This is a genomic window from Candidatus Neomarinimicrobiota bacterium, assembly GCA_041154365.1.
In the GTDB taxonomy this organism is placed as follows: Bacteria; Fidelibacterota; Fidelibacteria; order Fidelibacterales; family Fidelibacteraceae; genus Fidelibacter; species Fidelibacter multiformis.
In genome coordinates this window covers 2,254,693-2,277,417 of record AP035449.1, presented here as the reverse complement: position 1 = coordinate 2,277,417, position 22,725 = coordinate 2,254,693, and the positions used below count along the sequence as shown (strand labels likewise).

The following is a 22,725-nucleotide window of genomic DNA, read 5'->3' as shown; positions in this document are numbered from 1 at the left end:
TATGAGGATCATGACGATGCGTATTCTGAAAACTCTTATGCTGCTGATTTCAATTTTCCCCCTCACCATCTTTGCTGGTCCCCGCTTGCTTTCATCCTATCCTGCCTTAATGAAGGCACTGAATGGTGGTGAAAGGGTCCGGGTGATTTTACATTATGGAGAATGTGATCTCTTTATCGATGGTGAAAAAGCAGAGTCTTCGCCAGGGGCTGTAGGAGGCATGGATATGGAGACCTTTGAATGGTTTCCTGCCGGACTCTTTGGAGATCATCCGGCTTTTGTGGTGGCCTCCAAATCAGTCCTCATCGCCAATCCTATAGGGGATGGATATGTGATTAATTATGTTAAAATACGGGTGGAAGAGAATGGATCGGTGACGGTAACCGCCCGCTATCTTAATCCTCAAAACTATGAAATCCTCATGGATGAAACCTTTAAAACACAGATATTTTCAAAACAAAACGAAGGAGCCGCTTATTTCTATGCGGACGAATAAATGAAACACAACGATTTTGCACAACAGGTGCTGGCCTTTTTTAAAGAGAATCCATCTACCCGGATGAAACCCAAAAAACTCAGAACCACCCTGAATGTATCACAACGGGATTATCCCTTACTGCGGGATACAATGAAAAATCTGGCCCGGGCAGGTCAGCTTAAGCGGTATCAGGGCAACGTTTACGGACTGCCGGGACATGAGGAACCATCGGAAACGATAGGGGTTCTGGATATTCATGCCAAAGGGTTCGGTTTTGTCAATACACCGGACGGCAAAAAAATATTTATACACGCTGACGATCTGGGCCATGCCTGTCATGGGGATACAGTCAGCGTCAAAATCTTAAAGAAACAAAAAGGGGATAACCCGGAAGGTTTTGTCCGCCGTGTGGTGAAACGGGGCCGGAACGAATTTGTCTGCATTTATCGTGAGGTTCGGGGATATTCCCTGGGTATTCCCGAGACGGCACAACTCCGGAAAGATGTGGTCATTACCGATTTCAACGGTTATAAACCCGACGACGGAAGTATGATCTCGGTGGAGATCACGGATTGGCGGGATATCACACGCCGGCCATACGGGCGGATTACGCGTCTTATCGGCAGTCGGGACACAAAAGAGTTTGATGCAGTGCTGGTGGCGAATCAGTACAGCATTCCAGACCGTTTTCCGGCAGAAGTCTTGGAACAGGCTGAGAAAACATCCCAAAAAATCTCACTGGACGGCCGTGCCGATTTCCGGGATCTTGTGACCTTTACCATCGATCCTGAAGATGCCCGGGATTTTGATGATGCCCTGTCCATAGGTGTCAATGACGACGGCACCTATGAACTGGGGGTCCACATAGCCGATGTGAGTCACTATGTGCCGGAAGGTTCCCCTCTGGATAAAGAAGCCCTGAAGCGGGGGACATCCGTCTATTTTACCCGTCATGTCATTCCCATGTTACCGGAAAAATTAAGCAATGAATTGTGTTCCCTGAATCCGGACGAAGACCGTTTGAGTTTTTCCACTCTGATGACCATCAGTTCTAAAGGGAAAGTCCTTAAAAGCCGTATCACCCCTTCAGTCATCCACAGCCGGCGTCGTTTTACCTATGAAGAAGTGCAGAAAATTCTGGACCAGGGGAAGGGGGAGTATTTCGGGGAAATATCCACCCTCTTCAAGCTTGCCAAAACACTGAGTGATGTGAGGAGTAAGGCAGGAAGCATCGATTTTGATATTCCTGAACCGAAATATATCCTGGATGATTCGGGATTCCCCACGGAAATCTATCCCCGGAAACGCCTGTGGAGTCATCGGATTGTTGAGGAATGCATGTTGATTGCCAATAAAACCGTAGCCCGGTTCATTCAAAAGCGTCAGGATCCCCTGCCTTTTATCTATCGGGTCCATGAGACACCCAAACCAGACGATACACTGGCCTTTTTCAAGTTGTTGAGAAATTTTGGTTTTGAAAAAGCCGTGAAGGGGCGCTCTGTACGTCCTGCGGATTTCAGGGATGCCCTGTTGGCGGTACAGGATACGGATGCCCGATACTTTTTGGAAAAAATTGCTTTGCGCACCATGATGAAAGCCCGGTATGATACAAGACCACTGGGGCATTTCGGTTTGGCATTTGAGGAATATACGCATTTTACATCCCCCATCCGCCGGTATCCCGATTTGATGGTTCACAGACTTTTACGGAAGTACCTGAAAAATGAAACAATCAAAGACAGGAACAGCTTAAAAGAATCTCTGGATGTTGCGGCGAAAAAATCCACCGATTGTGAAATCCGGGCTCAAAATGCCGAAAGGGAGTACCATAAAATCAAACAGATTAAATTTTTGGAAAAACACCTGGGAGATGTTTTCCAGGGGATCATATCTGGAGTGGTTCAATACGGATTTTATGTGGAAATTCCTGAAATGCTGGTGGAGGGACTGGTTCACCGGAAATTCCTGCCTTCTGATTACTGGGAATTTAATCCTGAAGCTTACACCCTGACAGGCCGGCGTTCAAAGCAGCGCTTCCGTATGGGAGATCACGTAAAGGTCCGGGTTGCCCGGGTTTCCCTGGAACATATGGAGGTGGATTTTCATCTGGTGAAAGATGAAGATGAAAAACAAAAGGGATCCGGCCAAAGTAAATAAGAGAATTACATAAGATGAATACTAAAAAAAGAATTTAATCTGGTAGTTGTGAGAGGAGATCACGTATTGCTTTTGTGACTTTTTGGTACGCATCCAGGCGGTTTTTTAATGTTTCTGGATCGTTTTCATTTTCTGTTTCTTCCTGGACCTGTTCCCTGTTTTGAATAAGGGGATAAGTATCCTCCCGGGTTTTTTCTCCATAAATAAGCCAGTTTAGGTCCGGGTCGGTACATTTTCGTAAAACAAGTCCGTAATCCATGGCCCCCCGGCGCCGCCAGGCCGAGACCGTACTTCGGTGGACCTCCAGAAAATTTGCCAAATCAAGATCTGTTTTCAGTGTGTAATATTCTTTGATCCGATCCAAAATGGTGTTGACAAAATGTAAATTATTTCTTGACATGTTGACAATTTGTAGTTATTTTTGGGTAAGTTGGGTGTATTGTATACATATTTATTATGTTTTCTTATTTTGAAAATATAATGATATGTACGGGAACTTCAAAAAAGAATGTCCGGAGAAGTGACAAATTTGAATTAAATCGCACATTATTGTAAATTACTTATGTTATAGCGGCCCCCTTCAGGACACATGACGTCTAACTCCCAGGGTGGGCCGCTATACGTTTTATAGTTATTATTTGTAACCTGTCTTTTGTGTCATCTCTAATAGAAAAAGTCTGATAAGGAGGTAAGATGAAAGAATCATTGCAAAGCAGGCTGTCAATGAATCATGGACCGGATATTCCCGTATTGGGATTGGGAACCTTTTTGTCCAAAGAGGGTGATGAAACCCGGAAGGCGGTCTTGTGGGCTCTTGAAGCAGGGTACCGTCTGATTGATACGGCTGCCGTATATAAAAATGAGAAATCCGTAGGCAAAGCCATCCGTGAAAGCGGTATACCACGTGAAGAGATTTTTGTCACGACGAAACTCTGGAACGATGATATCCGTAAGGGAGAGGCCCGGGAAGCCCTGCATAAGAGTCTGGAGCGGCTGGGACTGGATTATGTGGATTTGTATCTTGTCCACTGGCCGGTTCCCAATAAGTATGTCTCTATCTGGAAATCCATGGAAGAACTCCTGGAAGAGGGACAGGTGAAGGCTATTGGAGTCAGTAACTACCATGTCCATCATCTTCAGGACCTTCTCAAAGAAGCTCATATCACACCGGCTCTGAATCAGGTGGAGTGCCATCCATACCTTCAGCACAACGATTTAAGAGCCTTTTGTGCCGAACATCAGATCGTATTTGAGTCCTGGGGACCCCTCATGCAAGGCGCTTTTCTGGATGTCCCGGAAATTGCAGAACTGGCAGAAAAATACAATCGGACTCCGGCTCAGATCACCCTTCGTTGGGCAAGACAAAAAAATATTCTACCAATTCCCAAATCTGTCAAAAAGGACCGGATCATCAGTAATGCGGATATTTTCTCCTTTGAGATTGAACCAGAGGATATGAAACGCCTTGATGCTCTGGATCGTGGAAAGCACATGGGACCGGATCCGGAGGGTTTTGATTTTTGAGGTAGGGGGTATGTGGTAGGTGGTAGGTGGTAGGTGGTAGGTGGTAGGGGGTAGGTGGTAGGGGGTAGGTGGTAGGGGGGTAAAAAGACTGGAATTTTCCTGTGGCACAAGTTATATTGATATCACGTGATACAGGAGATTTATCATGTTTATCCAGTTTACATTCAATATTCCGGGAGTAACCGAAGGGTCACGGGCATTTAGCCTGTCGGCGGCTTCTATTAAAGCTTTACATCTTGATGTAGGGACGGGACTGATACAAGATACACCTGAAGGTTCTCTTTTACGTTTTTCAGCTCTCCTGGGCTCCAACAGCCGGGTAACAGCCATCTGCTACGATGCGCTTCAACGTTTCCTGGATGCCATGCAGTCCGAACGGCTCATGCCGGGTATTGATGGAGAACGGGAAATGATCTGGCTAAGGGATGGAATCCGCTATCGATACGGTTTTGATATCCGGGAAGGACGTATAACGGCCGAGTGGCTCTATTATAAAGAAAAGCGGGAAACCTATATTTTTTCCAAGCGGGAAGATGTTTTCGAAGTCAATAGCCGTTTTACAGACCTGACAGAACTGGTTCGGCGGCATATGGCGGGACCTAAAAATTTCCTTCTGGGAACGGCGGTCAGATTATTCCCCCAGGGGTTGCGGGATATCCTGCCCCATGCTTTCATGCGTTGTCTGGACAGGAGCCGGTATCATGAATTTATTATCCGGAAAATCCCTGAGGATGTCCTGGCGGATCTGAACGCATTTCTACAGCAGGCAGACCCTTCATTTGATCAGATTATCGGAGATTCAGGTCATGTGGATAATCTCACCTTCCGGTGGAAACACCAGCCGGAAATTCCTTTCGGATCCCTGCCTCTCCAGTTCAGGGAAGAGACACTTATCCTGGCAGAACTCTTTTACGCCCTGCGTTTCCACTCTGTGATCATCCTTCATGGCTACTGGGATTTGTTTCATCCCCTCATCCGGAAAGCCATACTGACCCGTTTCAACAATCCCCGCACCAATCCTCTGGGCAGCCAGCTGATTGTAACCACCCTCAGTCCCTATAGCATATCCCATGATGTATCCCGTCGGGATCAGGTGTGGCTGATCCATTCAAACCGTGAAGGAACATTCCAGATGTATTCCCTCTGTGATTTCCGGGGAAGCGGCAGGATCTGGCGCCGGGGACGTTTTCCTGACTACTATCTGGAAGGCAGAACCGGGGCTGTTCCGACGATGGAATAAAAAAATCCCCGCTCATCAACGGGGATCTTAGCATTTATTTCCTGTCTATTCTCTTTTTACATGGCATCGACAGTCGTCATTGTAACCTTCATCCGGATGGGAACCAAAGGATTATCCCGCTTGTCCCGTTCAGCGTTTGCGATTCTATCCACCACATCCATGCCTTCTGTGACTTTTCCGAAAACGGTATATTTTTTATCCAGAAATCCGGCGTCTTTATGACAGATAAAAAATTGGGATCCGGCGCTGTTGGGATCCTGAGCCCGTGCCATGGAAACAATGCCCGGACCGTGATGAATGGCATTGAATTCTGCAGGAATGGTGTATCCCGGGCCGCCTGTTCCATCGTTGTACCGGTTGTCATCACGGGAAAGAATGTCTCCACCCTGAATCATAAAACCCGGTATCACCCGGTGAAAAGTTGTTCCATTGTAAAAACCTGCTAGGGTCAGCCGCTTAAAATTGGCACAGTGAACAGGTGCTTCTTCGGGGAAAAACTGAATCACAATGCGACCGTATGGTGTTTCAATCACAGCCCGCTCATCTTCTTTCACCGGCTGGGGGTGGGTTTGGGCAATTTCTATCAGGATATCGTCAATTTCTTTTTCTGTCAGTAAACGGGTTAAACTGGCTTCAATGCGTTTATCGTCTTTCTCCGGCATGGTAAAAACCTCCTGGTATTCGTAAAGGTGTCCATCTTCTTTTTTCTGGATCTTTAGGATATGCTTCCCCGTCTCTACTTCTTCAAGCACTAACGGTGTCTGCCCGACCAGCGTATCATCCAGATAGACATCCGCTGATTCCCGGTCCGCCTGAATTTCCAAAATCCCACCTTTCCGGCCGCAGGACAAGGCTGTCATCAGAACGAAAAGAATCAAGGTTATGTGTTTTATTTTCATGTATTCCTCCTCTTCGTGTATATTGAGATGCTATTCTCAATCCTCAATTTTCAATTCTTCCAAACTTTCTCTCTGTTTTGCAACATACAGCGGCAGATCAATCATTTCTCTTTTCAGATATCGGGTGGCAGATGTATATGCCAGATCATAACGGTTGTTTTCTTCGCTGATGTGGCCCAAGATCATTTTTTTTACCCGTCCCTTCCGGCAGGATTCCACCAGGAGGGTTCCGCACTGGTCGTTGGATAAATGACCGTGATTGGACCGGATCCGCTGTTGAAGCCATAAAGGGTATGGACCGTTTTGCAGCATCTCCAGATCATGATTGGCTTCCACCATCAGTAAATCCACATCGGCTGCATACGTGCTCACTGGTAATGAGACAGTCCCCAAATCAGTGAAAATCCCTGCAGCATATTGCCCGTTGGAGACAATCACATTCACCGTTTCCGTCGCATCATGACTCACGGGGACAGGCCGGATGAACATGGATTTCAGGTGGATATCACTTCCCCGGGTATAAAGTGAGATCTGATGAACATCCTTCAGCCATTGGTGTCCTGCAGCGGCATACAGCGTTTCACTCAGAATCACGGGGATCCCGAAGGTCCGGCTTAAAACACGGGCTCCGGCTATATGATCCCGGTGATCATGGGTGATGAAAATACCACTCAATTTTTCAGGTTCACGCCCGGCGGCTCGGAGTCTGCGGACCGTCTCACGGCAGGATAATCCTGCATCAATAAGGATGGATTGTCCCTCATTTTCAATATATGTTACATTTCCCTTACTGCCGCTGGCCAAAACCTGTAATATCATGCATCATCCTTTCAACAGGGGAATTTATTGATTTTCATCCCATGAAACAGGAGTTTTCCCTAATAAAATCATGGGAAATTCATTAAATTTTAAACCATGTTCCACACAATGACAATCCGATCATTCTGGATTTTTTCATTCATACTCCTCCTTATGACGGTGATTCCACTTGCAGGTATCCGTCTTTTTTCTCCCCACGGCCTCCCGGCGGCCTGGTGCTGGCCGGCCTTGCTGAGTTTTCTGAATACAGTCTCGGCAGCCTGGTTTGCCGTCAGTGGAAAAGAGGGGACATTCAAACGACTGATGGGCAGCATTGTCTTTCGACTTGTTGCTCTGGTAGTGATTCTGCTCCTCCTGATTTTGAAAGCCGGCCTTGAGCCGATTCCACTGATGATTTCCTTTATTCTCTTTTTCCTCCTCCATCAGGTATGTCTGATTCTGTGGCTGAAACTGGAAATCCGCCGGACTTACAGCACCCTGTATCCTAAAGGCAAAGGAGAAGATCATGCCTAAATCCCTGTGGAAAATAATCAGCAGAACCTTTTTCTTTCTCCTTATCCCCATCATCCTTTTTGCAGAAGTCAGCGGACTTTCCCATTCCATGATGCATAAAATGGAACTGTTAGTCCTTCAACTGGGAGTCATTATCTTCGTCGCAAAAGGAATGTCCATCCTTTTTGAAAAAATAAAAATTCCAGGTGTCGTGGGTGAGCTGACAGCCGGTATTATCATCGGTCCCTACCTCCTGGGTGGTATTCCCCTCCCCGGTTTTGAACATGGTTTTTTCGGGACTTATCTTGCTTTGAATCCCGGGGCAACCCTGCCTGTATCTCCTGAACTCTACGGCATTGCCACCATAGCCTCGGTCCTGCTCCTCTTCATGGTGGGGTTGGAAACCAATTTTTCCCTTTTCCTCCGTCTGTCAGCCACGGGAGTAATTGTGGGAATTGCCGGTGTGATTGTATCCTTTCTTCTGGGTGCATGGACCGGTATGCTGCTGCTGGATTTGCCCTTTCTTCATCCTGAAACACTCTTTTTGGGGGTCATCAGTACAGCCACCTCTGTAGGCATTACCGGTCGGATCCTGACAGAACGGCGGAAAATGGATACACCGGAAGGGGTTACTATCCTGGCAGCTGCCGTGATTGATGATGTTCTGGGAATTGTATTGCTGGCTGTGATTCTGGGCATGATTCCCGTCCTGAATGACTCCGGGCAAACTGTGAACTGGGGATATGTACTCCGTCTGGGGGCAGAAGCAATCGGTGTGTGGTTGCTGTTCACTATCCTCGGACTGGTTCTGTCCAAACGGATCAGTAATTTTCTGAAGATCTTCAAAGGAATCAACGTCCCTGCCATTATGGCTTTCGGCTTGGCTCTGCTTTTAGCTGGAATTTTTGAAAAAGCCGGGCTGGCTATGATTATCGGAGCTTATGTGATGGGACTCAGCCTGTCCAAAACAGATTTGAACTATGTCATCCAGGAATCCCTGAAAAGCCTCTACCTCTTTGCCGTCCCTGTCTTTTTTGTGGTTTCCGGCATGATGGTGGATCTGAGTGTCTTCAGCTCCCGGACCATCATCTTTTTAGGACTCATATATACCCTGGGCGCGATTCTGGCCAAAATCTTGGGGTGCGGCATTCCCCTGCTTTTCAGGAAATTTAACCTTTTAGGTGCCCTGCGGGTGGGATTCGGCATGGCTCCACGGGCTGAAGTGGCTCTCATCATTGCCGGGATTGGTCTCAGTACCGGACTCCTGAGCCGGGATGTTTTTGGGATGGTGATTTTTATGAGTATGCTCACAACTGTCTCTACGCCGCCTATCCTGGATTCACTCTTTAAAAAAGAAAAAATGGGCACAACGGAAGAATTACTCCCTGCGGAAAGTGTCGTGACCGAGTTTTCTCTCCCAACCCTGGAAACGGTGGAGTTTGTCTCTGCCAAGAGTCTTCAGCTCTTCCGGGATGAGGGGTTTTTTATCAATCAGATGGAAATGGGGCATAAGTACTATCATATCCGGAAGAATGACATTTTTATAACCATGATCTGCAAACCCAACGGCATCTATTTTGAAAGTTCTCCTGATGATACCCATTACGTAAAAACCCTTATGTATGAATCCTTTGTGGAGCTGAATGAAATTATCAATGATCTGAAAGATATCACGAAACCCGAATCTCTGAAGAACGATTTTATGGAAGGGAAAGATGACAAGCGGGTGGATCTCCGCCGGGTCCTGGATCCGGGCTGTATCCGGCTCAACCTAAGGGGATCTTCCAAGAAAGAAATTATTGAAGAATTGGTGGATATCCTGGATTCCCAGTATCAGATCACCGATAAAAAGGGGGTGTTTGAGGCCGTCTGGGAACGGGAACAGTCTTTCAGTACAGGTATGAAAAACGGCTTGGCCATTCCCCATGCACGGACAGACAATGTGGGTGCTATTACCCTGGCAGTGGGGATTCACCGAAAGGGTGTGAATTTTGAATCCCTCGACGGGGAACCTTCACGGGTCTTTGTCCTTCTTCTTTCCCCCAAACATAAGACAGTCCCCCATATCCAGATTTTGGCACATATTGCCGCTGTTATGAGCAAGGAAGACGCCGTTCGGAAAATACTGGACTGTAAAACTCCCCAGGCCGTTTACCAATTTCTTACTGAAAGTGAAGGATAAATAAAAAGGAAACCTATATGGAATGGAGAGCAAGCCATATTCTTGTCCGGGATAAATCACTGGCCGATGCGATTATCAAGCGGCTGAAATCAGGTGGCTCTTTTGAAGCCCTTGCCCGGGATTTTTCAACGTGTCCCAGTAAGAGTAAAGGGGGTGATCTGGGATGGTTTTCAGAAGGACAGATGGTGAAACCTTTTGAAGATGCTGTTAAAAAGGGGGGTAAAGGGCGAATGATAGGTCCGGTGAAAACCCAATTCGGATATCATATCATCCGAAAGACCGGTGAACGGAAAGAGAGTTGAATTGCCTATCCTTTGAAATATCTGTAAATTTCATCCATGTCTTAATTTAAAATCATACTCCGGAGAATTTGAATGACCAATCCAGATAGCAGGACCCTCAGGGTTTTAAAGGAAAAAGCACATACACTTCGCGTGGATTGTGTCCGCATGGTTCATCAGGCGAAATCAGGCCACATCGGCGGTTCTCTTGGACTGGCGGATATTTTTGCCGCGCTTTTTTTTAAAATTTTACAGCATGATCCCTCCAATCCAGATTGGGAGGGGCGCGACCGTTTTGTATTATCCAACGGTCATGTGGCCCCCATTCTCTATGCCTCCATGGCCCATACCGGATATTTTCCTGTGGAAGAACTCATGACCTTACGCAAATTGAACAGCCGTCTGCAGGGACACCCCAGCCGGACCAATTTACCGGGGATTGAAATATCTACCGGGAGTCTGGGACACGGTCTGGGTGTTGCCGTAGGGATGGCCCTTGCCGCACGGCAGAAAAAGGCGTCACACCGGGTCTACTGCTCCATCGGGGATGGTGAATCCCAGGAAGGCTCCATCTGGGAAGCAGCCCTGAGCGCCGGTCATCACCAACTGGATAACCTGACCGTTTTTATGGACCGGAATTTTATTCAGATAGACGGCAATACGGAAGATATCCTTACCATGGAACCGATGGCGGATAAATGGAAAGCTTTTCGCTGGCATGTGATTGAAGCCAATGGCAACGATTTTGACGATATTTTTAAAGCATTTGATATGGCCCAAAATTACAAGGGAAAACCTTCGATCATTCTTTTCCGAACCAAACTGGGATTTCCCGTCTCTTTTATGGATGGTGTGTCAAAATGGCACGGTACCCCACCCAAGGATGAGGAAGCGGAAAAAGCACTACAGGAAATTGAAGCCTATTATCAGGGGGGAAACAAAGCATGACACACTATCTGGATAAAGATCTTTTTACACAGGTCCAAAAGAAACCCACCCGGGATGCCTTCGGTTTGGCGACATCCGCCATGGGTGAAACGGATGACCGGATTGTGGTGCTAACTGCCGATGTCTCCGGATCAGTCCGGGCAAACTGGTTTGCCGATAAATTCCCTGACCGCTTTTACAATATGGGGATTTCCGAGCAAAATATGGTGGCCGTAGCAGCCGGCATGGCCCGGGAAGGACTCCTGCCTTATGTTTCCACCTTCGGCGTGTTTATTACCGGGCGGTGTTATGACCAGGTGAGAGTATTGCTGGCTTATTCCAATACCAATGTCAAACTGGTAGCAACCCATACCGGTGTCACAGTCGGCGAGGATGGGGTCACCCACCAGATGCTGGAAGATGTGGCCCTGATGCAGACATTGCCCCGTATGCGGGTGATTGTCCCCTGCGACACCCGGGAAGCCGTCAAAGCCCTGACGGCAGTAAAAGAGATGGAAGGCCCTTTTTATATCCGCCTGGGACGGCAAAGTGCACCTCTGGTCACATCGGAAGAGGCTCCTTTTGAGATAGGTAAATCTCTTATGCTTCAGGATGGAGAAGATGTGACGGTTATTGCCAACGGTGTGCTGGTCTATGAAGCCCTTATGGCGGCTCAAATCCTGGCAGAAGAAAATATTTCCGTCCGTGTGCTGAATATGCATACCGTCAAGCCGCTGGATCATGAAGCCCTTATGGCAGCTGCCCTGGAAACGGGAGCTTTTGTCACGGCGGAAGAACACCAGTGCCTGGGTGGACTTGGAAGTGCCGTATCGGTATGGAGTACGCAAAATAAGCCGGTCCCTGTTGAAATGGTAGGCATGAAAGATCAGTTTGGCCAGTCCGGAAAAGCCGATGAGCTCCTGGATTATTACCATCTCAGGGCTGTCGATATTGCTCAGGCTGTCCGGAAAGTTCTCAAACGAAAATGATATGATGAGGACAGAATTTACCAATCCTGCCTGGAAGGAACAGGAAGAAGAACTGGAAACCACCCTCAGACCTGCTGTCCTGAAAGAATTTGTCGGACAACAACGCCTGGTTGAAAAGCTGAAAATCTACATTCAGGCAGCCAAAAAGCGGGGGGAACCCCTGGATCATGTGCTTCTGTTCGGGCCTCCCGGACTTGGGAAAACCACTCTGGCTCACATCATCGCCCATGAGCTGAACGCCGGGATCAAGGTTACCTCCGGACCGGTACTGGAGCGGGCAGGTGACCTGGCAGGTTTGCTGACCAACCTGAACTTTTCCGATGTGCTTTTCATCGACGAGGTCCACCGGACCAACAGGGTGGTGGAAGAGTATTTGTACTCCGCCATGGAGGATTTCCGGATTGACATCATGATCGATAAAGGTCCCAGCGCCCGGAGCATTCAGTTGGATCTGGAAGGATTTACACTGGTGGGAGCCACAACCCGGGCAGGACTTCTGACCTCTCCTATCCGGGCCCGTTTCGGGATTGTTCTCCGCCTGGATTACTACAATTTTGAGGATCTGACACGTATTATCACCCGTTCTGCGGGGATATTGAATATAGATATTACACCGGAAGGAGCTGCCGAAATTGCCCGTCGTTCCCGGGGAACGCCCCGGATCGCCAACAGATTGCTTCGGCGGTGCAGAGATTTCGCCCAGGTACGGGCTGATGGTGTGATTACCCTGGAAACAGCCCGGGATGCACTGGAAATGCTGGAAGTGGACAATCTGGGGCTCGATGAGATGGATCTCCGTATTTTAAAAACCCTGGTGAAGACCTTTGAAGGGGGGCCGGTAGGACTCCAGAATCTGGCGGTTGCCATTGGGGAAGAGGCGGAAACCATCGAGGAAGTCTATGAACCCTATCTGATTCAGGAGGGATTTCTGAAGCGTACTTCCCGGGGACGGATTGCTCTGCTAAGGGCGTATGAACACCTGAATCTGGAACTTTCGAACCCAAAGAGACAGGAGACACTCTTCAATGACGAAGTTTGAAATTTTTGATACCCAGCCAAAAACATACCGGCTGTCGGATTTTGATTATGAGTTACCGGAGAAACTCATTGCCCAGTATCCGACAGAAAAACGGGGCGATTCCCGGATGCTGGTCGTCCACTCTGATACAGAGAAAATGGAAGATAAACATATTCAGGATTTTGTGGATTATCTGGAGCCGGGGGATTGCCTGGTTTATAACGATACCCGGGTATTTCCGGCTAAACTGATTGCCAAAAAGGATAAAACCGACGCGGCTGTGGAGGTCTTTCTTTTGCGGGAACTGGAGAACCAGATATGGGAAATCCTGGTTAAACCGGCCCGAAAGGTTCGCATTGGTAATAAACTCCGCTTTAATGAGGATATTTACAGCGATGTGATTGACAATACCGTCTCCGGCGGGCGGGTGATACGGCATAATTGCTCCAATGAAGAATTTATGGAATTTGTCCTGAAAGAAGGACACTCACCCCTTCCGCCCTATATTACCCGTGATAGTGAACCCATGGACCGTGAACGGTATCAGACCATTTTTGCTGAAAGACCCGGTGCCGTAGCAGCACCGACTGCCGGTCTCCATTTCAATGAGGAACTGGTTAAGAAAATCGAAAAAAAGGGCGTGAAGATGGTCCCTATTACCCTCCATATCGGCCTTGGGACATTCCGGCAGGTCATGGTGGAAGATCTGCACCGCCATCACATGGATTCGGAGTACTTTGAAATTTCCGAATCGTCGGCAGAAACCATCAATGCTGTAAAAGAGAAGGGGAAGCGGATTATTGCCATGGGTGCCTCGGTGGTAAGGGCCCTGGAATCCTCTCTGATTACAGGCACGGATGTGAATCCGAAAAAAGCCTGGACCGATAAATTCATCTTTCCGCCTCAGGAAATCAAGGTGGTGGATGCCTTACTGACCAATCTGCATCAACCCAAATCCACCTTGTTGATTCTGGCGGCCTCTTTTGTGGACCGTAATTTTCTGTTGAAGGCCTACAAGCATGCCGTGGATAAAAAGTACCGGTTTCTCTCATACGGCGATGCCATGTTGATTCTCTGAGATTTATGCAAACCTTAGCACACGAAAGTGTCTCCGTTATTATTCCTGCCGCCGGTCAGGGAAAACGAATGGGCGCTTCAGTCCCCAAACCCTTCCTCTCAATCAAAGACAAGCCTGTCCTTTGGTATACCCTTACCCGTTTCCTGACAAATCCCCTCGTATCTGAAATAATTCTGGTCGTTTCCCCTGCCATCCGGGAGGATGCCGAAACCCTTGCCGCTTCCCTGAAATCTACTATCCCTGTCAAAATCCGGGAAGGGGGGAAGGAACGACAGGATTCGGTTTGGCAGGGTATTCAGGCTGCCACCCCGGGAAACAGCGTGTTGGCAGTCCATGATGCTGTCCGACCCTTTTTTGCCCCTTCTGTGCTTCATGACGGCATGCAATTGTTAAAAAAATTTCACGGTGCTGCTGCCGGTATCCCGGTGGTTCATACGATAAAGAAAACGGAAGGGCAGGAAATCACTGGAACTGTACCCCGGGATTCTCTGGTTCAGATCCATACTCCACAACTTTTTCACGCCTCTATCCTGAAAACTGTCTATGAAAAAGCTTATTCTGATCATTTTTATGGCACCGATGAGTGTATGTTGGCGGAACGGTACGGCTATAAGCTGGCTGTGATTCCAGATACACCGGATAATATTAAAATAACCACGCCCTTTGACTTGCAAATGGCGGAAATGCTGGTAAAAAAATATGAATCTTCGTATTGGCCAGGGATATGATGTCCATCGCCTGACAGAAGGACGCCCTTTGATTCTTGGCGGTGTGACCATCCCCCATCCCAAAGGTCCTGCCGGCCACAGCGATGCCGATGTATTGACCCATGCCGTGATGGATGCCCTGCTGGGTGCCGCTGCCCTGGGAGATATCGGGACCCATTTTCCCGATACAGACCCGGCTTATCATCATGCGGACAGCCTGAAACTCCTGGAAAAGGTGGTTTCTCTGCTGGAACAACAGGGATATGCCATCGTAAATGTGGATGCGACCCTGATCCTTCAAAAACCGAAAATTGCCCCTTTCATTCCCAAAATCCGCGAGAATCTTTCCCGGATGATGCACACTCCCCTGGAAACTGTCTCCGTAAAAGCCACCACCGAAGAAGGATTGGGATTCACCGGACGGGAAGAAGGGGTGGCAGCGATGGCCGTTTGTTTGATAAGAGGAAGTTGATAGTCGGCAGTCAGCAGTCGAAAGTCGACAGTCGTCAGTCATCAGTCGAAAGTCGAAAGTCGAAAGTCGAAAGTTGAAAAGTCGATTGACTAGATTGAATTGATTGATTTGATTGACACACAAGGAGCGGAGCGACGCTAACTTCCAACTTCCAGCTTCCAACTTCTAGGAGATGATTGCCTGCCCCGTGAAATGAGCGCAGCGTATTTCACAGAAATGATTGGTTTGATTGGATGATTGGATTGATTGGGGGATTGGTACGTCTCTGGCTCAACATTCAAACGCCATTGGCGTTCAAAAATTCAAGCGGCACTTCATGCCGTTCAATTGCTTAGCTGCGCTCAGCATTCGCTGTGTTCAAAAAAGAAGTTACCCTTTGAAAACCGCATAGCTGGGATTGAAGATCGAACGAAGTGAGATCCTTGAACGCTGCGCAGCAGCGATTGAACACCGCAAAGCGGTGCTTGAACGCCACGAAGTGGTGATTGAAAGTCGCAAAGCGGCTATTGAACACCGAACGAAGTGAGGTGCTTGAACACCACGAAGTGGTGCCCGAAAGCTGTGCAGCAGCGTTTGAACAGCAAACGAAGTGAGCGCTCAACGCCTAAACGTCTCAACATCTTAACGTAAAAGGAATTCCAATGACCGTAATTGTCCGTTTTGCGCCTAGTCCCACAGGGTATTTACATGTGGGAGGACACAGAACAGCATTATATAATTATCTGTTTGCCCGGAAGCACGGGGGTCGATTTATCCTTCGGATTGAGGATACGGATCAGTCCCGCTATGTGGAAGGAGCTGTGGAAAATCTGGTGAAAAGCCTTCGGGCCATGGGGCTGGATTGGGATGCAGGTCCGGATAAGGAGGATGAAAAAGGTCCCTATTATCAAAGCCGGCGTCTGCAAATCTATAATAAAGAAATCCTCCGCCTTCTGTCTTCAGGTAAGGCATACCGCTGTTTCTGTTCATCGGAACGCCTGGCAGAACTCCGGGAACGACAGATTGCCGCTGGCGAGGCACCGGGATATGATGGCCACTGCCGGCATCTGGATCCTAGGGAGGCGGAAAAAAGGGCTCAAAAAGAGGCTCATGTCATCCGGATGCGGGTCCCTGATGAAGGCGCCATGACCTTTCATGATGAAATCCGTGGAGAAGTGACGGTAGAATTCAGCCGCGTGGACGATCAGGTGCTGTTGAAATCAGATGGTTTTCCCACTTATCACTTTGCCAATGTGGTGGATGATCACTACATGGGGGTGACCCATGTGATCCGCGGGGAAGAGTGGTTACCCTCTCTGCCCAAACATCTGCTTTTATATGAATATTTGGGCTGGGAAGCACCGGTTTTTGCCCATTTGCCACTTTTGCTGAATCCGGACAAATCCAAGCTTTCCAAACGTCAGGGCGATGTGGCAGTGGAAGACTACCTGGCGAAAGGTTATCTGCCTCAGGCTTTGAATAATTTTCTGGCTCTCCTGGGCTGGAATCCCGGTGACGACCGTGAAATATTCTCCATGGATAAGTTGATTGAGCTGTTTTCTCTGGATCGGGTGAACAAGGCGGGGGCAGTGTTCAATACAGAAAAACTGGACTGGATGAACCAGCAATATATTCAGGCCATGGAGGATGCTGCTTATCTGAAAGAAGCCCGTCAATGGCTGTCCGGCACTGTGCTGAATGACCGGGGTGATGCAGCTCTTCTGGCCATAAAATCCGGGCTTACGCGTTTTGATGAAATCCCGGATAGACTGGCACCCTTTGTGTCCAGAGTTTCCTTGCCCCAGGAAGGAGAAGCAGCCGAACTGATGGCTGCCGAATCCACCCGAACGGTCCTTCAGGCTTTAAAAGAAAAACTCCAGGTCCAATCCCTGGATGACCCGGCAGGATTTTTCCCCCTGATGAAAGGGGTACAGAAAGAAACAGGCATAAAAGGCAAAAATCTTTGGATGCCGGTCCGCATTGCCTTAACAGGTGAAATCCACGGCCCGGAACTGGGGGTCATTGCCTTTTATTTGGGGAATAAGGAAATGATCCGTCGACTGGAAACAGCACTGAAAGGCCTTTAATGAAGGCATCCCTCAAGGCGTATGCAAAAATCAATATCGGGTTGCGGATTTTAGGGCGCAGACCGTCAGATGGATACCATTTGCTGGAAACGATCTTTCAGGAGCTGGATTTTGCCGATGAAATCCGTTTAGAGGTGAATCGTTCAGGACACTTTAGCCTGGATTCCAACCGAAAGGATATTCCCCTGGATGAATCCAACCTCATTCTTAAAGCTGTAAATGCAATAAAACCCTGGTTACCGGAGGATCTGGGAGCAAATATTTTTGTGGATAAGCAGATCCCACCGGGTGCCGGACTGGGAGGCGGATCTTCCGATGCGGCGGCTATCCTGAAATTTTTCCGGCCCTTGTGCCACCATGAGCCACCCCTTAAATCTCTGGCCCTCTCTTTGGGAGCAGATGTCCCCTTTTTTCTTGCAGGGGGATCGGCCTATGCCAAGGGTATTGGGGACGAACTGGAGCCAGTTTCCATTCCTCTGGACTGGACCGCAGTGCTGGTGATGCCGCCCTTTTCAGTTTCAACACAACAGGCCTACAGGGATTTGAGAATTTCCTTGACTGATACGGTGAAAAAAACTAATATTCCAAGCTTTCTGCGCCAGGGATTTGCCTGGCGGTTTTTTGAAAACGATTTTGAAAGGGTGATTATTCCGGCATATCCACAAATCGGAGCGATAAAGTCCGCGCTGCTTGAAGCGGGGGCGACATTCTCCGCTTTGTCGGGTTCCGGCTCGACTGTGTATGGAATATTCTGCTCTGACGACAAGGCCCGATCCTGTGTATCTAAACTTCAGGAATATGGCCGTATTGTCATGTGTCAGCCGCGGGGTTTGACATGATACTCGGGGGTCGTCTAATGGCAGGACAGCGGGTTTTGGTCCCGTCAATAGGGGTTCGACTCCTCTCCCCTGAGCTCATTCATACATATAACAGTCCTTTATTAACCCAAATCAGAGGTGTAAGCCCATGTACGGTGAATTAAAAGTTTTTTCCGGCAGTTCCAACCGGCCATTGGTGGAAAAAATCTGTGACAAACTGGGAGTCAAGGTAGGTCCCCTGACCATTAAACGGTTCAGTGACGGAGAAATCTGGGTCCGCTTTGAAGAGAGTATCCGTGGCAAGGATGTCTTCATCATCCAGTCCACCAACTCTCCGGCAGAAAATTACATGGAGCTTCTGCTGATTTTGGATGCGGCCCGTCGGGCTTCGGCTGCACGTATTACAGCAGTTCTGCCCTATTACGGCTATGCCCGACAGGATCGGAAAGATCAGCCCCGGGTGCCCATTTCGGCTCGGTTATTCATGGATTTGCTGGTGAAGGCCGGGGCAGACCGGATTATGGCGATGGACCTTCACTCCACCCAGATTCAGGGCTATGTGGACGTCCCTTTTGATCACCTCTATTCCCGGCCGGCCCTTCTGGAACACTGCCTTTCCCTGAGTGAGGATACCAGCAGCGACCTGGTGATTGTGGCCCCTGACATGGGAAGTGTCCACCGGACCCGAAGTTATGCCGGTGTATTGAACCGGAGCCTGGCCATTATTGACAAACGGCGGACTGCTCATAACCAGTCCGAAGTCATGCACCTGATTGGTGAAGTGAAAGGGAAACGGGCCCTTATTGTGGATGATATGTGTGATACAGCCGGGACCCTGGTAGCCGGTGCCCGAAGGCTGAAAGATCTGGGCGCCCTGGATATTTATGCCATGTTCACCCACCCGGTTTTGTCAGGAGAAGCCATTGAACGGATCAAGGATTCACCCATTGACCGGGTAATCACCACGGATACCATCTACCTTCCGGCAGAGAAACGGATCCCTAAAATGGAGGTGGTCTCGGTGGCGGATATTTTTGCCGAAGCCATTCAGAGAACGAACAATGAAGATTCTATCAGCGTTCTCTTCAGATAGAAATCAACGGATAACAGGAGATAAAATAACATGACAGAAGCAGTAAAACTGAATGTTTCAAAGCGGGAAGAACTGGGAAAAGAGAAAATGAAAAAGCTCCGGACTACCGGACGGATTCCCGCGATTTACTACACCCATTCGGAAAAGTCCATTCCGTTAAGTGTGGATTTGCTGGAATTGCATAAAGTGCTGAAAACCGGCGAACGGCTTATCGATCTTTATGTGGATGAAGCGAAAAAGCCCAAGAAAGCTATTTTTAAGGAATTGCAGTACCACCCGGTGACGGACGAGATAGTCCATATCGATTTTCAGGGTGTAAGTCTTCAGGAAATGATTGAAGTGGAAGTCCGCATTAATTTCCTGGGAACACCTCCCGGACTCAAAGAGGGTGGTGTGGTGGATACCCACCTGTACGAGTTGCTCGTCCGCTGTAAAGCCGGTGAAATTCCCCACGAACTGGATGTGGATATCAGCAATCTTCACATGAATGAAAGCCTCCATGTGGGTGATCTGACTTTTGAGGGGATTGATATTGTAACTCCTGCCGAGGCCCTGATTGTTTCTGTGACTCCGCCTTCCAAGGCTTCACTGGTTGAAGAAGAGGCTGAGGAAGCTGAAGAGGAACTGGAAGGTGAAGAAGGCGAAGAGACTGAAGAAGGTGAAGAAGCCGAAGGATCAGAAGAGGAATAAAACGGAGTTATGAAGGTGATTGTTGGACTGGGAAATCCCGGAAAAAAATACGCACAAACCCGCCATAATCTGGGCTTTATGGTTCTGGATGAGCTGGCGGACCGTCACGGATTGACCTTCAAATCCGGGCGGGGTGCTTTTCTGGAAACCCGTATGTCCGACGGATCCCTTCTGGTGAAACCCATGACCTTCATGAACCTGAGCGGCCAGGCTCTGGCAGATGTCGACAGGCGCTATCCCCTGAATCCCCGGGAGACCCTTCTCATTCATGATGATCTGGATGTGGATTTCGGGCGGCTGAAAATCCGTCCGACCGGTTCTGCCGGTGGGCATAACGGACTCAAATCCGTCTTCAGTGTGATGGGAACTCAGGATATCCCGCGGATTAAAATCGGCATCAATACTCCGGAACGCCGGCAGACCGATGCCGAGGTTTATGTACTCAAACCTTTTTTGCCCGAAGAACGTGAAACGGTGAAGGAGATGGTCCAAAAAGCCGCCAATGCTGCAGAACTCTTCTTGAAAGAGGATTTGAACATCGTCATGAACCATTATAACCGTTCGGAGAAGGACAAAGATCCGGAATCTGTTTCAGATGATGAAACAAAGGAGGTAACACCATGATTCAATGGATACTTATCATGGTTCCAGCGGTGGGTGCCCTGGCATTGGTTTATGCCCTGATTCGTTCCGGCTGGATTATCAAACAAGATCCCGGTGAAAAGGAGATGGTGGAAATTTCCCGGCATATCCGGGAAGGCGCCATGGCCTTTCTCGTCCGTGAATACCGCGTATTAAGCCTCTTTGTTGTGGTTGTGGCCATTTTGCTGATTCTGAGCAACAGTGGGATTTTACGGCTTGTCGCCCTTTCGTTCATAACGGGTGCCCTTGCCAGTGCCCTGGCAGGATTTATCGGCATGCGGGTGGCAACTGCCGCCAATGTCCGCACAACCCAGGCAGCCAAAACAAGCCTGGCAAAAGCCCTGGTCATTGCCTTTTCCGGAGGATCCGTCATGGGACTCAGTGTCGTCGGTCTGGGACTTCTTGGGCTGGGTTCTCTGTTTTGGGCTTATGTCCGGTATCTGGGCAGTGATCCTGTGACTATTCAACAGACCGTGTTGCCTATTCTGAGTGGCTTCAGCCTGGGTGCCAGTTCCATTGCCCTCTTTGCCCGTGTAGGCGGCGGCATTTATACAAAAGCCGCTGATGTGGGAGCGGACCTGGTGGGAAAGGTGGAAGCCGGTATCCCGGAGGATGATCCCCGGAATCCGGCGGTGATTGCCGATAATGTGGGCGACAATGTGGGCGATGTGGCCGGTATGGGGGCTGATTTGTTTGAATCTTACGTGGGATCCATCATTGGAGCCATGGTCCTGGGAGCTACTGTCTCTGTAGGCGGTGGTTTTTCCGGCGGTTTTGTGATGCTGCCCCTGGTTTTGGCCGCCGTGGGAATTCTTGTCTCTCTGGTGGCTGTGTTTATGGTCCGGGGAAGTGAAAAAATAAAACCTCAAACGGCCCTCAATATCAGCGAATACGGGGCTGCCATCCTCATGATTATCCTCTCCTGGTTCATTATCACCCGGGTTTTACCCTCCGGAACCTTTGATTCAGGACGTATGGCAGGATTGTCCGCTTCCGGTGTGTTTATTGCCACCCTGTTTGGAATTTTGGCAGGAACACTCATTGGACTCATTACGGAATATTTTACATCGGATAGCAAGTCCCCTGCAAAACGTGTGGCCGATGCAGCTTCCTCCGGATCTGCAACCAATATCATTTCCGGCCTGAGCATGGGGATGAAAAGTACGGCTTTGCCGATTATTGTTCTCGCCGGGACCATCATGATGGCTTATCATTTTGCCGGCCTCTACGGCATTGCTGTTGCAGCACTGGGTATGCTGACAACGATTGGTGTCCAACTTTCGGTGGATGCGTTCGGCCCTATTGCTGATAATGCCGGGGGAATCGCCGAAATGGCCGGACTCAAAAAGTCTGTCCGTAAGCGGACCGATGCCCTGGATGCGGTGGGGAATACCACAGCTGCTATCGGCAAAGGTTTTGCTGTAGGTTCGGCAGCTTTAACGGCTCTGGCTCTCTTTAATGCCTATAAAACGACGGCAGGCATTGATCAGATTGATTTGACGGAACCCCGGATTATGGCCGGACTCCTTATCGGTGGTATGCTGCCCTTTCTTTTTACATCTCTGGCCATGCAGGCTGTAGGCGATGCGGCTTTTTCCATGATTACGGAAGTGCGACGGCAGTTCCGGGAAATCAAGGGACTTATGGCCGGTGAAGCCAAAGCCGATTTTAAACGCTGTGTGGATATTTCCACGAAAGCGGCTATCCGTAAGATGGTTCTTCCCGGACTTCTGGCTGTGGGTGTGCCCGTCCTTGTGGGCTTTTATGACCCGTATATGCTGGCCGGTGTATTGGCAGGGACGACTGTTACCGGTGTGCTGATGGCGATTTTTATGGCCAATGCAGGGGGTGTTTGGGATAACGCGAAAAAATATATTGAAAACGGACACCTGGGAGGAAAAGGGGGCGATGCCCATAAAGCTTCCGTGGTGGGCGATACCGTCGGCGATCCTTTTAAAGATACAGCCGGACCATCCCTCAACATCCTCATCAAATTGATGTCCGTCGTCTCCCTTGTGATTGCACCCATCATTACATAGGGAGAAGATTTGATAATTGAAACTTGTACATCGATACAACCTCCTTGTGGAGGTCTGCTCGATGACTCACATGAAAAGAAGGAAAATTGAATGATCGATTACTCAAAACTCAAT

Annotated in this window: 22 protein-coding genes and 1 tRNA gene; 20 read left to right on the top strand and 3 right to left on the bottom strand. The window is 48.8% G+C overall.

The annotated features are described in order from the left end of the window. Positions 1-10 precede the first annotated feature (10 nt). Both strainIA91_RS09745 and rnr read left to right on the top strand, forming a co-directional pair. Positions 11-496, top strand: coding sequence for a hypothetical protein (locus strainIA91_RS09745; RefSeq protein WP_400166588.1), 486 nt, complete (start codon positions 11-13; stop codon positions 494-496). Continuing rightward, positions 497-2,635, top strand: a complete 2,139-nt coding sequence (gene rnr, locus strainIA91_RS09740; RefSeq protein WP_400166587.1) for a ribonuclease R — start codon at positions 497-499, stop codon at positions 2,633-2,635. It abuts the gene before it with no gap. A 34-nt stretch (positions 2,636-2,669) separates the two neighbouring features. On the opposite strand, the gene strainIA91_RS09735 is transcribed toward rnr, so the two are convergent. After that, positions 2,670-3,035: a helix-turn-helix domain-containing protein gene (locus strainIA91_RS09735; protein ID WP_400166586.1), complete on the bottom strand. Its 366-nt coding sequence runs from the start codon at positions 3,033-3,035 to the stop codon at positions 2,670-2,672. 293 nt (positions 3,036-3,328) lie between these two features. On the opposite strand from strainIA91_RS09735, the gene strainIA91_RS09730 reads away from it, so the two are divergent. Continuing rightward, positions 3,329-4,159, top strand: a complete 831-nt coding sequence (locus tag strainIA91_RS09730) for an aldo/keto reductase (RefSeq protein WP_400166585.1) — start codon at positions 3,329-3,331, stop codon at positions 4,157-4,159. Positions 4,160-4,304: 145 nt separating this feature from the next. Then, entirely contained in the window at positions 4,305-5,399 is a 1,095-nt protein-coding gene (locus strainIA91_RS09725; protein ID WP_400166584.1) for an ATP/GTP-binding protein, read from the top strand. Positions 5,400-5,455: 56 nt separating this feature from the next. Here strainIA91_RS09725 and strainIA91_RS09720 read toward each other — a convergent pair whose 3' ends face one another. Beyond that, a complete protein-coding gene (locus strainIA91_RS09720) occupies positions 5,456-6,298 on the bottom strand; it encodes a peptidylprolyl isomerase (RefSeq protein ID WP_400166583.1) in 843 nt (280 codons plus the stop codon). A gap of 36 nt (positions 6,299-6,334) precedes the next feature. Then, positions 6,335-7,117, bottom strand: coding sequence for an MBL fold metallo-hydrolase (locus tag strainIA91_RS09715; protein WP_400166582.1), 783 nt, complete (start codon positions 7,115-7,117; stop codon positions 6,335-6,337). 96 nt (positions 7,118-7,213) lie between these two features. Here strainIA91_RS09715 and strainIA91_RS09710 point away from each other — a divergent pair, with 96 nt between their 5' ends. The 16 genes from strainIA91_RS09710 (at position 7,214) to strainIA91_RS09635 (ending at position 22,611) form a co-directional block, all read left to right on the top strand. After that, positions 7,214-7,630, top strand: coding sequence for a hypothetical protein (locus tag strainIA91_RS09710; RefSeq protein ID WP_400166581.1), 417 nt, complete (start codon positions 7,214-7,216; stop codon positions 7,628-7,630). Then, entirely contained in the window at positions 7,623-9,791 is a 2,169-nt protein-coding gene (locus strainIA91_RS09705; RefSeq protein ID WP_400166580.1) for a cation:proton antiporter, read from the top strand. The genes strainIA91_RS09710 and strainIA91_RS09705 overlap by 8 nt, the downstream gene beginning before the upstream one ends. A 17-nt stretch (positions 9,792-9,808) precedes the next feature. Next, positions 9,809-10,093, top strand: a complete 285-nt coding sequence (locus strainIA91_RS09700; protein WP_400166579.1) for a peptidylprolyl isomerase — start codon at positions 9,809-9,811, stop codon at positions 10,091-10,093. A gap of 72 nt (positions 10,094-10,165) precedes the next feature. Further along, positions 10,166-11,020 carry a transketolase gene (locus strainIA91_RS09695; protein ID WP_400166578.1) on the top strand — a complete coding sequence of 285 codons (855 nt, stop codon included), beginning with the start codon at positions 10,166-10,168 and terminating at the stop codon, positions 11,018-11,020. Next, positions 11,017-11,988, top strand: coding sequence for a transketolase family protein (locus strainIA91_RS09690; protein ID WP_400166577.1), 972 nt, complete (start codon positions 11,017-11,019; stop codon positions 11,986-11,988). The genes strainIA91_RS09695 and strainIA91_RS09690 overlap by 4 nt, the downstream gene beginning before the upstream one ends. 4 nt (positions 11,989-11,992) lie before the next feature. Then, positions 11,993-13,027 (top strand): Holliday junction branch migration DNA helicase RuvB, encoded by a 1,035-nt coding sequence (ruvB, locus tag strainIA91_RS09685; RefSeq protein ID WP_400168257.1) that lies wholly within the window; start codon positions 11,993-11,995, stop codon positions 13,025-13,027. Continuing rightward, on the top strand, positions 13,014-14,084 hold the full coding sequence (gene queA / locus strainIA91_RS09680) for a tRNA preQ1(34) S-adenosylmethionine ribosyltransferase-isomerase QueA (RefSeq protein WP_400166576.1): 1,071 nt from the start codon (positions 13,014-13,016) through the stop codon (positions 14,082-14,084). The genes ruvB and queA overlap by 14 nt, the downstream gene beginning before the upstream one ends. A gap of 5 nt (positions 14,085-14,089) precedes the next feature. Continuing rightward, the gene (gene ispD, locus strainIA91_RS09675) at positions 14,090-14,812 is read left to right on the top strand and encodes a 2-C-methyl-D-erythritol 4-phosphate cytidylyltransferase (RefSeq protein WP_400166575.1); all 723 of its coding nucleotides are present in this window, start codon (positions 14,090-14,092) and stop codon (positions 14,810-14,812) included. Continuing rightward, complete coding sequence (ispF, locus tag strainIA91_RS09670; RefSeq protein WP_400166574.1) at positions 14,784-15,263, top strand: 2-C-methyl-D-erythritol 2,4-cyclodiphosphate synthase; 480 nt, start codon at positions 14,784-14,786, stop codon at positions 15,261-15,263. The genes ispD and ispF overlap by 29 nt, the downstream gene beginning before the upstream one ends. Before the next feature lie 641 nt (positions 15,264-15,904). Next, entirely contained in the window at positions 15,905-17,329 is a 1,425-nt protein-coding gene (gene gltX / locus strainIA91_RS09665) for a glutamate--tRNA ligase (protein WP_400166573.1), read from the top strand. Further along, positions 17,329-18,168, top strand: coding sequence for a 4-(cytidine 5'-diphospho)-2-C-methyl-D-erythritol kinase (ispE, locus tag strainIA91_RS09660; RefSeq protein ID WP_400166572.1), 840 nt, complete (start codon positions 17,329-17,331; stop codon positions 18,166-18,168). The genes gltX and ispE overlap by 1 nt, the downstream gene beginning before the upstream one ends. Before the next feature lie 3 nt (positions 18,169-18,171). Continuing rightward, a tRNA-Gln gene (locus strainIA91_RS09655) sits at positions 18,172-18,242 on the top strand. A gap of 53 nt (positions 18,243-18,295) precedes the next feature. Beyond that, positions 18,296-19,240 carry a ribose-phosphate diphosphokinase gene (locus strainIA91_RS09650; RefSeq protein WP_400166571.1) on the top strand — a complete coding sequence of 315 codons (945 nt, stop codon included), beginning with the start codon at positions 18,296-18,298 and terminating at the stop codon, positions 19,238-19,240. A 30-nt stretch (positions 19,241-19,270) separates the two neighbouring features. Next, positions 19,271-19,930, top strand: a complete 660-nt coding sequence (locus strainIA91_RS09645) for a 50S ribosomal protein L25 (RefSeq protein WP_400166570.1) — start codon at positions 19,271-19,273, stop codon at positions 19,928-19,930. A 9-nt stretch (positions 19,931-19,939) separates the two neighbouring features. Beyond that, positions 19,940-20,554, top strand: coding sequence for an aminoacyl-tRNA hydrolase (gene pth / locus strainIA91_RS09640; protein WP_400166569.1), 615 nt, complete (start codon positions 19,940-19,942; stop codon positions 20,552-20,554). Next, on the top strand, positions 20,551-22,611 hold the full coding sequence (locus tag strainIA91_RS09635; RefSeq protein ID WP_400166568.1) for a sodium-translocating pyrophosphatase: 2,061 nt from the start codon (positions 20,551-20,553) through the stop codon (positions 22,609-22,611). Before pth ends, strainIA91_RS09635 begins: the two co-directional genes overlap by 4 nt. Positions 22,612-22,725 lie beyond the last annotated feature (114 nt).

What these genes read in the sequence shown, in the direction of transcription:
- strainIA91_RS09745 (WP_400166588.1), top strand. Translation starts at nt 11, where the DNA reads ATGACGATGCGTATTCTGAAAACTCTTATGCTGCTGATTTCAATTTTC.
- rnr (WP_400166587.1), top strand. Translation starts at nt 497, where the DNA reads ATGAAACACAACGATTTTGCACAACAGGTGCTGGCCTTTTTTAAAGAG.
- strainIA91_RS09735 (WP_400166586.1), bottom strand. Translation starts at nt 3,035, where the DNA reads ATGTCAAGAAATAATTTACATTTTGTCAACACCATTTTGGATCGGATC.
- strainIA91_RS09730 (WP_400166585.1), top strand. Translation starts at nt 3,329, where the DNA reads ATGAAAGAATCATTGCAAAGCAGGCTGTCAATGAATCATGGACCGGAT.
- strainIA91_RS09725 (WP_400166584.1), top strand. Translation starts at nt 4,305, where the DNA reads ATGTTTATCCAGTTTACATTCAATATTCCGGGAGTAACCGAAGGGTCA.
- strainIA91_RS09720 (WP_400166583.1), bottom strand. Translation starts at nt 6,298, where the DNA reads ATGAAAATAAAACACATAACCTTGATTCTTTTCGTTCTGATGACAGCC.
- strainIA91_RS09715 (WP_400166582.1), bottom strand. Translation starts at nt 7,117, where the DNA reads ATGATATTACAGGTTTTGGCCAGCGGCAGTAAGGGAAATGTAACATAT.
- strainIA91_RS09710 (WP_400166581.1), top strand. Translation starts at nt 7,214, where the DNA reads ATGTTCCACACAATGACAATCCGATCATTCTGGATTTTTTCATTCATA.
- strainIA91_RS09705 (WP_400166580.1), top strand. Translation starts at nt 7,623, where the DNA reads ATGCCTAAATCCCTGTGGAAAATAATCAGCAGAACCTTTTTCTTTCTC.
- strainIA91_RS09700 (WP_400166579.1), top strand. Translation starts at nt 9,809, where the DNA reads ATGGAATGGAGAGCAAGCCATATTCTTGTCCGGGATAAATCACTGGCC.
- strainIA91_RS09695 (WP_400166578.1), top strand. Translation starts at nt 10,166, where the DNA reads ATGACCAATCCAGATAGCAGGACCCTCAGGGTTTTAAAGGAAAAAGCA.
- strainIA91_RS09690 (WP_400166577.1), top strand. Translation starts at nt 11,017, where the DNA reads ATGACACACTATCTGGATAAAGATCTTTTTACACAGGTCCAAAAGAAA.
- ruvB (WP_400168257.1), top strand. Translation starts at nt 11,993, where the DNA reads ATGAGGACAGAATTTACCAATCCTGCCTGGAAGGAACAGGAAGAAGAA.
- queA (WP_400166576.1), top strand. Translation starts at nt 13,014, where the DNA reads ATGACGAAGTTTGAAATTTTTGATACCCAGCCAAAAACATACCGGCTG.
- ispD (WP_400166575.1), top strand. Translation starts at nt 14,090, where the DNA reads ATGCAAACCTTAGCACACGAAAGTGTCTCCGTTATTATTCCTGCCGCC.
- ispF (WP_400166574.1), top strand. Translation starts at nt 14,784, where the DNA reads ATGAATCTTCGTATTGGCCAGGGATATGATGTCCATCGCCTGACAGAA.
- gltX (WP_400166573.1), top strand. Translation starts at nt 15,905, where the DNA reads ATGACCGTAATTGTCCGTTTTGCGCCTAGTCCCACAGGGTATTTACAT.
- ispE (WP_400166572.1), top strand. Translation starts at nt 17,329, where the DNA reads ATGAAGGCATCCCTCAAGGCGTATGCAAAAATCAATATCGGGTTGCGG.
- strainIA91_RS09650 (WP_400166571.1), top strand. Translation starts at nt 18,296, where the DNA reads ATGTACGGTGAATTAAAAGTTTTTTCCGGCAGTTCCAACCGGCCATTG.
- strainIA91_RS09645 (WP_400166570.1), top strand. Translation starts at nt 19,271, where the DNA reads ATGACAGAAGCAGTAAAACTGAATGTTTCAAAGCGGGAAGAACTGGGA.
- pth (WP_400166569.1), top strand. Translation starts at nt 19,940, where the DNA reads ATGAAGGTGATTGTTGGACTGGGAAATCCCGGAAAAAAATACGCACAA.
- strainIA91_RS09635 (WP_400166568.1), top strand. Translation starts at nt 20,551, where the DNA reads ATGATTCAATGGATACTTATCATGGTTCCAGCGGTGGGTGCCCTGGCA.